Here is a 10,388-nt window from a genome sequence, read left to right on the forward strand (position 1 = left end):
AATTGGTTTTTTGATTTCTCTAAGTCGTCGTCTGAAAAAACTGGCAGTTTTCTGGGCAATCCTCGTTTTTACCTTAATCTCCGTCACCGGCTACTACGGCGGCATACTCGCACACTGAGTTTCAACTTTTAACGAGTTTTAGCGTTTCTTGCCAGGCCCATCTGGTAATCTTGGTCCTCGCGCCATAAGCATCAAGGTATTCCTGGCGCAAATTCGCTCCCTCTTCGCTCTGAGCATATTTCACGTAAGCCGATTGATTTTGCAATTCGTAGAGCACAAAATATTCAGCTTCTTTAACCCCATCCCCTACTGCACGAAATTTTCTTACTTGAATGAAACCAGGCTGAGCAAGCACTTTCGGGATATGCACCTTGTTATGCCAGCGATTCCATTCTTGTTCTTCCTTCACAGAAATCTTCACGCGCACAACGTACATGAATCTTGCAGCCATATCATCCTCGTCTTCGGAAAATTATACACCCCATGGACAACATGATTGGTTGTCAGCCATAATGTAGGACTTATCTATCATGATACTGAATGAGATGCTTGGACTGATTCCGCTTCTTTACGCGGGACCCGATCAACTGATGCCGATCGCATCTATCATCGGCAGCCTCATAGGAATTCTCCTGATCTGGTGGCGCGCAATCTTAGGCGCCGTCCGCAAGACCTGGAAGTCTTTTAGAAAAAGTAACCAGTGACTGGTGGCCAGTGACCAGTAAAGTTATTGTCATTGGACTCGATGGCTTTGAACCAAAAATTGTAGATTCGCTGATTTCTGATAAGCGTCTACCGAATCTCGCGAAACTTTTTTACAGCCGCATTCAAACGACCAATCCTGCGCTTACACCAGTGGCATGGTCTACGTTTGCGACAGGAGTCAACCCTGCAGAACATGGAATCTTTGATTTCGTGCGGCGCGATCCCCGGACTTACTTGCCCGATCTATCTTTAACCCGGTACGAACAGAAAAGTTCGTTTCTTCCGCCAAAGGTTGTGAATCTGCGCGGTGGAATTCCTTTCTGGCATTTTCTATCGAAAGAAGGAATCCCTTCAGTCATCCTGCGTTGTCCTTGCACTTATCCACCGGACAATCTGGAGGGCAGAATGCTCTCGGGGATGGGAGTTCCCGATTTGCGGGGCGGTCTGGGAACCACATCTTTTTACAGAAGCGCGGAAACAACCGCACAAGAAAATGAACACGTGATTCGTGTGGTTCCCACCGCGAATTCCATCCATACGAATGTGATCGGGCCGCGTAATCCGAAAGATGGAACGGATTTTCATTGTCCGATCGTAATCGAATTAGATAGGTCTTCCAAAAAAATCGTAATCCGCCAGCAAGGGCAGCAGTCTGCAATTGAGCTGCGCGAAAAAGAATGGAGCAACTGGCTGAAACTGAAATTCAAAACCGGCGCATTAACCTCTGTCCGCGGAATGGTCCGTTTTTACTTTGTTCAAATGGAACCGGTGTTTGAGCTTTTTGCATCACCTGTAAATTTTGACCCCGATGCTCCACTCTTTCCCATCAGTTCTCCGTTCTCCTATGCAAGCGATCTATCCGCGAAAGTGGGCGCCTTTTATACAACCGGGATGGTGGAAGAGCATGGAGGCTTGAACAACGGACGTTTGAGCGAAGATGCGTATTTGAAACAGTGCGAAGCAGTTTTGCGAGAACGGGAAAGGATGATGCAGTATGAGCTGCAACGATTCCAGAAAGGATTTTTCTTTTGTCTCTTTGACACTCCCGATCGTTTGCAGCATATGTTCTGGCGACCTGAAGAAGGGGCGCGCAAAATCATTGAAGATCATTACGTTTCCTGCGATCAGGTGATCGGTCGAGCGATGGAATCGATCGATGACAACACGCTTTTTATCGTTCTCAGCGATCACGGAATGAACAGTTTCCAACGGGGATTTCACGTGAATACCTGGCTGCTGCAGCAAGGCTTACTGACCCTTCAGAACGGAAAACGGCCCGAAGATGCTGCCGATGGATTTTTTCGAAATGTGGACTGGGAGAAAACCAGAGCGTATGCAGTCGGACTGAGCGGTTTGTACCTGAACTTAAAAGGTCGCGAGTCAAAAGGAATTGTGGAGGAAACGGAAGCTGAAAGCCTCAAGAGGGCGATGATCACGCAGTTGCTGCAATTTGTGGATCCAGAGAAACAGGCGAAACCGGTGCGTCGTGTTCTCAAAAAAGAGGAAGCGTACAGCGGTTCTTTTTTAGGAATGGCCCCGGATCTGCTAATCAATTTTCAGGAAGGGTATCGCGCTTCCTGGGCAACTGCGCTCGGAGGAATGTCCGGCAGCGTTTTGGAAGACAATTCGAAACGGTGGTCCGGCGATCATATTATTGATCCCGAACTTGTGCCGGGTGTTTTATTCATGAACCGTCCGTTTAGCGCAAACTCAGATATCAAAGATCTGGCTCCTACTATTTTGCAAGCGCTCGGACTTGCCAAACCACCTTCAATGGAAGGAGAATCATTGCTGGCATGAAGATTCTCGCGATCGGTTTGGACTGCGCGGCTCCCGAAATCTTGTTTGGCGAAGAGCGCCTGACAAATTTTCGGCGATTGATGGAAGGCGGCTGTTATGGCCGGCTCGAAAGCGTGATCCCGCCCATCACGGTTCCTGCTTGGATGTCCATGGCAACAAGTCAGGATCCCGGATCACTCGGTGTGTACGGCTTCAGAAATCGCGTCGATTATTCCTATGATGCTTTGAGTTTCGCCACATCCAAATCGATTCAGGAGCTCGCGATCTGGGATCAACTTGCTCGCGAAGGAAAGCGCAGCATTCTGATCGGCGTTCCCCCCTCTTATCCACCGCGGAAAATCAATGGAATCTGTGTAGGCTGTTTCTTGACTCCCGATACAAATCAAAGTCAATACACGCATCCATCTTCCGTTCAGGAGGAGATCAAGAACATTGTCGGTGAATATCCTGCGGATGTGAAAGGTTTCCGTACCAACGAAAAGGATTCGCTGCTGAAGGGAATCTACGAAATGACCCGCAAGCATTTTGAAGTCATACGTCATTTCCTGCGAACGCAGCAATGGGATTATTTTCAATTCGTAGAAATTGGATTGGATCGCCTGCAACACGGATTTTGGAAGTATTACGATCCGGCGCATAAACAACATGAGCCGGGAAATCTGTACGAAAATGTGATTCGCGATTACTACTTCTATCTGGATGAAGAAGTCGGAAAACTTCTGAGTGAACTTCAGGAAGACACATTGATTCTGGTGCTGTCCGATCACGGAGCTCAAAGATTGGATGGCGGATTCTGCATCAATGAATGGTTGATTCGCGAAGGTTTGCTTGTGCTGAATGATTATCCGCAAAAAGTGACTCCCTTCAATCAGCTGAGCGTTGACTGGGAAAAAACGAAAGTTTGGAGTGAAGGCGGTTATTATGCGCGAATCTTTTTCAATGTGAAAGACCGCGAACCGTCCGGTGTGATAGAAAAATCGCAGTACGAATCCTTTCGCAATGAGCTCGCTGCAAAACTGAAACGAATTGGGGACGATCAGGGAAAGCCGATGAAAAATCTCGTATTCAAACCGGAAGAAATTTACAGGAACGTTCGCAATGTTGCTCCCGATCTCATCTGTCATTTTTCGGAGCTTCTATGGCGTTCGATCGGCAGCGTGGGATATTCACAACTTCATGTGCAGGAAAATGACACCGGCCCGGATGATTGCAATCATGCGCAACATGGCGCCTTTATTCTCGCGGCGTCGAACAATCCCCTGCGTGGTGAAATCCGGGGAGTTCACATTCTGGACCTTGCCCCGACGCTACTGGAGCTTACGGGTCATGACATTCCAAGCAGTATGCAGGGAAAATCGATCGTCTCCGGTAGGAACCTTTCCGGCGATGGAGACTACTCGCCCGAGGACGAACAGACGATCCGGGACCGCCTCACGGGATTAGGCTACATCTCGTAGGGGCGACCCTCGTGGTCGCCCGTAAAGGGCAGGCACGAGGCCTGCCCCTTACCACGCAACTTGCGCATCGGATTTGCCGACACTATTTTTGTATGCAACGCAAATCCCCAAGAGGTCTTTCTCAAATGAAAACTGCGAGTTTGGTGCTAACTATTTTTGTCTTCACAGTGCTGCCACAGCTTGTTTCGGCTGAACCTTTCGTATGGAAGGGCGTGGAATTTGTCGATCAAGAAGCATTCATTGAAACCGGCCGCCGGTGCGGCACGGTTCATCCGGACTCAATTACGGCTGCAGCAATCGATAAACAGATCCAAAACTACATGACATCTCATGTAATTTCCAATGTCACCGGCGGAACCATTAAAGTCTATTTTCATGTGATTCGCAAAGGAACCGGAATCAGCAATGGCGATGTTTCCTCCACAATGATCAACAATCAGATCAACGTGTTAAAAAATGCATTTGGTCCATTCGGTTGGGCGTTCACCCTCGTTAGTGTGGATCGAACGACAAATTCGAGCTGGTACAACCTTTCCTACGGTTCAACGGCTGAAGCGCAAATGAAGAATGCTCTTCGCAAAGGTACCGCAGACGATTTGAATATTTACTCAGCGAATCCGGGTGGTGGATTGCTGGGTTGGGCAACGTTCCCCTGGAATTACGCCAGCAAGCCGAAGAGTGATGGAGTTGTTGTGCTCTATTCCTCGCTCCCTGGCGGAAGCGCCTATCCATACAATCTGGGAGATACGGCAACGCACGAAGTGGGACACTGGATGGGTTTGTATCACACGTTTCAGGGTGGATGCGCCGACAAAGATAAGGTAGCCGACACGCCGGCAGAACGGAGTCCTGCGTATGGTTGTCCCATCGGCCGCAATACCTGCAACGGAGGCGGCGCCGATCCCATCAGGAACTTCATGGACTACACCGATGATTCCTGCATGAATCAATTCACGACAGGGCAGGATAAGCGGATGGACAACGTGTTCACAACGCACCGCTTCGGCAAATAGTTGATTTCCCGGAATTCCTAGAGTGGGAGCGCGGGCATCTATGCCCGCAAAATGCTAGTCGAGCGAACACGTTTTGCGGACTGGAAGTCCGCGCTCCAATTGATTTTTCAGACTTCGCCTGGTTCGGCGGCCATTATGTTCTCGACAGGAATACCCTTAACATACCTGTAAGCCATCGTTGTTTGTGGCAAACAGGCAATATGTTAGTTTCCTGCATCCTTGTATTTCTAGCAGCGTTACTTCTTATTTCAACTTATCTGATCCCGTTTTGGATTCCATCCAATGTCCATTCAGCGAAGGCAATTCAGTTCATCCGGCTAGGGTCCTTGATCTTGGTATTCGATGCGATTACTTTTTATTTCCGAAATAGAACTTCCAGTAAAAGCATTAGGCAGCTTTTTTTCCCGTTTATCATTGCAATATCTTCCGTACTTCTACTGATTGGTTACCGCTGGATCATAGGAGCCAAGCTTGGATTATTTGACCTGCCTACGGCGTCCGAGTCTCTTCCCTCGGGGGCGCTTTATAACGCGGAGGACATCTATGGCTACGCGGCCTGGATTATTCAGGCCAAACAGGGGCATTTTATGCTTTCTGACCTCTATACAGTGGAACCTCATGGACGTTACTATTTCAACATTTTTTTCCTGGCAGTAGGAACCATCGCAAGGTGGTTTAGCATTCCATCAATCACTGCGCTGTTCCTTTTCGGAATCGCAGGTACAGTGATTCTTCTGATTACCATTTTTTATGCCGCGCTGAGATTCGGAATGCCGGAAGGAGCCGCAAAATGGTCCTGCATTCTTGCAGCATTTTCTTCCGGAATGTCAGGAACCATAAATTTGATTGGACAGGTTGCCGGTGTAAAGACTCCTCCCGGAGCCGATCTAAGATACCAGGACGCAATTTTATTCTCCACATTTTATGCTTATCCGTACCACAGCGTTTCGTTTGCCCTGCTTTCAATCGTAGTGCTTTTAATTGCCTCATATGACAATCGGGAGTTGTCCGGAGAAAAACGTTTCCTACCGGTTTTCCTTTTATCAGTTGCTGTTCTGTTTATGAACTTCACTCACCCTTATGAAAGCATTCTGTTAACTGGCGCCTATGGGGTCTACTACGCTCTCTATCTCCTCCGAAACAACAAAACCAGTTCGGATACTCGCAGCTGGATTCTTCTTGTTCTTGCAAGCATTACGGTCCCTGCGACGATCTACCATTGGTGGGTATCACAACATCCAGTTTGGGATGAGTTCGCTAAAACTACTTTTTCCTGGCAGGCCAATCGGTTGTTCTGGCTTCTTGGATACGGGTTATCCTTACCTGCTTCTTTCATCGGCTTATGGATCTGCTTCAAACATCCTGAATATAAAAGGATTCGATGGATGGGAGTATTTCCCTTGATGCTCTTTTTGCTGCTTGTCGTTTTCAACATCAAACAAACGAAGATTTCCAGCGGAGGTCATTTCTATCTGTGCATTTTGGCGGGTCTTGCCGTCTATTTGATAAAAGAAAAAATACTGCGGATAACACGCATTCCTGTACGGAGAATTTGTTGCCTTTTGGGAACAGTTGTCCTTTCTCTATTTTTCATAAACAGCATTCTTCTTTTGTTTTTCATCTACAGCTCTTTGGAATATGAAACCGAGCTGCTGAAAGCTGTGAAGACGATTCGACACAACTCGTCGCAAGCGCACCCTCTTGTTCTTAGTGATGTTCAAGCGGGCGTCATTCTTCCGGGTTTAGGTGGCGTGCGCGTTTACTCGGGGCATCTGTCTATGACACCACATTATTTAATCGAAAAAACGCCGAACCTGGTTCGCGCGGGTTTTGAATATCCTCACAAAGGAATGTCTGAAAAGGCACAGTTTGAACACTTCACGAAGCTTTTTGTTTCAGCCAAATTTGAATTCGTCTTGGTAGAAAAGAACATGCCTGCATTTGCTTTTTCACGACGTGTGAAACAACTGCAGATTTTGGAATGCTATAAACGAAGATGCTTATTCTCTACGCCGGGGACAGGGTCAAAGGATTCGGCAAATGGCGAATACTATAACGGGGCAGTTACGACTTTGCCGTGATCGGTGATGCACAGGGGACAACCAACTCAATCATTCTGTTATAAAATGATCCGCTCGCGCTGTGAAAAAACTGGATGTTCTCCTGCTTGCCGTCTGGAGCGGTTTCATTTGTGGTGTGCTCGAAAGCGTGATTCATGTCGTCACCCGGAATTATCCGGCGGTTCTGGCGGCTGAAAAAGTTTCACTAGACGTTCTCTGGGCTGCACCACTCCTGAACATCGTTTGTTTTTCACTTCTGGCTGTTCCGCTTTTGCTTTTTCGAAATAGCCGGTGGATCGCAGCAATTTTCTCTTTTGTGTGTTTTACAGTTGTGCTCATCACACCTCAGGTCTTGCACTGGATCAGCGTTTTGCTCCTGTCCCTTGGCCTTGCCGTAACGGTACATCGTGCGATGCGAAATCGAATCGAGGCCGTGCACAAACTGCTTTGGGTGATACCTCTTTTTCTTGGCGCAGCATGGGGTTTTGTCCAGTGCTATAAGATTTTCGGAGAGAGCAGATTAGCTCGATCATTGCCGCCGGTTCCATCGCAAGCAGCCAATGTGCTCGTGATTGTTCTTGACACGGTCCGCTACGATCGAATGAAAGCAGAAAGCATGCTGACACCGCACCTCAACAGCATCGCCAATGAGGGTATTCGTTATGAAAATGCCTGGTCCACCACCTCCTGGTCCCTTCCTTCGCAAGCTTCGATTTTGACCGGAGTGTATCCGCATCAACATGGCGCTGATTGGCCGCAGCTGAAAATCCGGGAAGAGATTCCGGTTCTCGCTGAATATTTTTCGCAAAAGGGTTACGTGACCGGTGCCTTTTCCGGCAATGCTTCCTGGGTCACACCTGAATATCTCGGACGCGGCTTCCTCCGTTTTGAGACCTACCTTGTGGTGGATGTTATTCGCAGAACGACAATCGGACGCAACATGGAAAAAATTTCGAAACGACTTGGTTACTATTTGCCAAAGCATGGAAACCTTGCCCCGAATATTCGCGCGCAGTTCTTCGATTTCTTGAATACTTATCCGCAAAGACCCTTCTTTGTTTACATCTGTTACATGGATGCCAACAAAGCATTCTTTTCCAGCAAGCTGACTTCGCCGATGGCACAAGCAGTCGCGAAGTATGATCAAGCAATTGCAGAGCTGGATCAGGAAGTTGGAACATTGATTGACACGTTGCGCGAAAAGAAATTATTGGACAACACAATTCTTGTCGTGACGTCCGATCACGGCGAATCATTCGGCGCCAGGACACCTCAGGATCATGATCCGGAAGGTCACGGGACAAGTTTGTATGTGGAACAGACGCGCGTTCCATTGATCGTCCGTTTTCCAAAGAAGATAACTTCCGGACAGATTTCGCAACAGCCAACCAGCATCTATTCAATTCCGTTCCTGATCTTGCAGCTTCTTGAGTTGCGTGACGGTTCTTTCGCAGAACGATCCAATGATTCCATTCTGGCAACTCTTCGGTACGATGAGCGGAATGTGGCATCAGTGATCGGAAAAAACACGCACTACATTCACAACATCGGACGCAACCGTGAAGAGCTTTACGATCTGCGGGCCGATCCGTTTGAAAAAAAGAATCTTGCCGGAAGCAGCGATCTAACGCTCCCGCGAAATGAGCTGCGCCGTCTGATGCGTTGAGCATGAGCAATCAACCGCCAAGGCGCCAAGAACGCCACGATAGAACAAAAACAAGATTCCCTTTCTTGGCGTCTTGGCGTCTTGGCGGTTCAAACAAATTGATTTTCTGGAGTTTACTGGAGCTGATAGGTCAGGCGGCAACTTTACAACTCATCGATGCGGGCAACCGCATTCACTATCAGCATTATGATTTGCAGAAAGCCTCACCCTTGTTTCTCGCAGTTTTCTTGCTGCAGTCGGCCTTTGTCTGCGTACGCCTGATCAAACTGCGCAGAGAGATTTTCCTCTGGTTGAAAGAGCACTTCGGCTGGTGGCAACTTTTACTCATCGCGCTGCTCTTCACTTTTTCCAGCGCTGCGCTGTCCCCTTCTCCGATTATCTATTTCAGTGAGATTCTATTCGCCGCATTCGCTCAGCTTGTGCATCTGGGAAATATCGTTTTCATCGTACGCAGTATTCCGGAATCGTTTCGAGCCGATTGGCACAAGAAATTTCGTCCCTACCATGGTGCGCTGTGGATCCTCATGGTGGCGTCCGTTTTAAATCTTTTGAGTTATCAAAATCATCCGCACATCACCGATGAGGTCGTGTACTTGATACAGGCGCGTTTCTATGCGGAAGGACACATGAAAATGCCGGCCCCTCCGGTTCCGGAAGGCTTCCACGTTTATCTGATGCGTGTGGATGGAAACGAATGGTATCCGGTCCCTCCGCCTGGATGGCCTGCGGTGCTCGCGTTAGGCTCCTGGTTCGGCGCGCCATGGCTGATCAATCCGCTACTTGCCGCAATCAATTTGTTGCTGGCGTATTCAATTCTCAAACAGCTTTATGATGCACGGATTGCTCACTTAACGATCTTGTTACTGTGCGTTTCACCCTGGTACATTTTTCTCGCGATGAGTTTCATGACGCACATGATGACGCTCTTTTGCCTTCTGTTTGCGGCATGGGCTGTGCTGCGATCGCGAACAACCGGGGAATCGCTCTGGGCATTTATCGCAGGACTCGCGGTTGGTTACAGCAGTTTGATCCGGCCGGTCGATGGCTTGATTGTCGGAGCGCTCATAGCATTGTGGGCAATCGGCATCGGAGGACAGCGCTTAAAATGGACTGCGCTTTTTGCTCTTGCAGCAGGAACGCTTTTGGTGGGCGCGGCAATTTTTCCGTGGAACGCTTATTACACTGGTGATCCGTTCGTTTATCCGATTAATCTTTATACGGATGAGTACTTCGGCAAAAATTCGAATGCCTACGGATTTGGGGCGGATCGCGGAATGGGTTGGCCGCTCGATCCCTTTCCAGGTCACTCTCCGCGCGATGCAGTTCTGAATGCTGCATTGAATACATTCTCCTTGAACATTGAACTATTCGGTTGGAGCACGGGATCTTTGTTGCTTGCCGCGGCCTTCTTTTTTCGCAAAAAATTCACAAACCAGGATCGCTTAATGCTGGCAGTGTTGATCACATGTTTTGTTGCCTACTTCTTCTACTACTACAGTGGTGGTCCGGATTTTGGCGCGCGATACTGGTTCTTGATGATCGTGCCGCTCGCGGTGTTGACGATTCGTGGCATGGATCAAGTCCGCGGAGCTAATCTTGCAGTTCTTGTTCTTAGTCTGTTTGCCCTGATAAATTACGTTCCATGGAGAGCCGTCGACAAATACCATCATTACTGGAACATGAGACC

At 48.3% G+C, this 10,388-nt stretch carries 8 protein-coding genes; 7 read left to right on the forward strand and 1 reads right to left on the reverse strand.

Annotation, left to right across the window (positions count from 1 at the left end; genetic code table 11):
• Window positions 1-121: 121 nt before the first annotated feature.
• Entirely contained in the window at window positions 122-451 is a 330-nt protein-coding gene (locus tag L0156_28770; GenBank protein MCI0606998.1) for a DUF4286 family protein, read from the reverse strand.
• A gap of 79 nt (window positions 452-530) precedes the next feature.
• Between L0156_28770 and L0156_28775 the strand changes: the two genes are divergently transcribed.
• The 7 genes from L0156_28775 to L0156_28805 all read left to right on the forward strand — a co-directional run.
• Window positions 531-704: a hypothetical protein gene (locus L0156_28775; GenBank protein ID MCI0606999.1), complete on the forward strand. Its 174-nt coding sequence runs from the start codon at window positions 531-533 to the stop codon at window positions 702-704.
• A gap of 10 nt (window positions 705-714) precedes the next feature.
• Window positions 715-2,505 (forward strand): alkaline phosphatase family protein, encoded by a 1,791-nt coding sequence (locus L0156_28780; protein ID MCI0607000.1) that lies wholly within the window; start codon window positions 715-717, stop codon window positions 2,503-2,505.
• A complete protein-coding gene (locus L0156_28785) occupies window positions 2,502-3,962 on the forward strand; it encodes an alkaline phosphatase family protein (protein MCI0607001.1) in 1,461 nt (486 codons plus the stop codon). The genes L0156_28780 and L0156_28785 overlap by 4 nt, the downstream gene beginning before the upstream one ends.
• 125 nt (window positions 3,963-4,087) lie before the next feature.
• On the forward strand, window positions 4,088-4,975 hold the full coding sequence (locus L0156_28790; protein ID MCI0607002.1) for a zinc metalloprotease: 888 nt from the start codon (window positions 4,088-4,090) through the stop codon (window positions 4,973-4,975).
• A 200-nt stretch (window positions 4,976-5,175) separates the two neighbouring features.
• Window positions 5,176-7,056, forward strand: a complete 1,881-nt coding sequence (locus L0156_28795) for a hypothetical protein (GenBank protein ID MCI0607003.1) — start codon at window positions 5,176-5,178, stop codon at window positions 7,054-7,056.
• A gap of 61 nt (window positions 7,057-7,117) precedes the next feature.
• Complete coding sequence (locus L0156_28800) at window positions 7,118-8,701, forward strand: sulfatase (protein ID MCI0607004.1); 1,584 nt, start codon at window positions 7,118-7,120, stop codon at window positions 8,699-8,701.
• Between the two features lie 98 nt (window positions 8,702-8,799).
• Window positions 8,800-10,388: glycosyltransferase family 39 protein (locus L0156_28805; protein ID MCI0607005.1), on the forward strand; the 1,589-nt coding region annotated here is incomplete at its 3' end.

This window comes from bacterium (assembly GCA_022616075.1).
Classification (GTDB): domain Bacteria; phylum Acidobacteriota; class HRBIN11; order JAKEFK01; family JAKEFK01; genus JAKEFK01.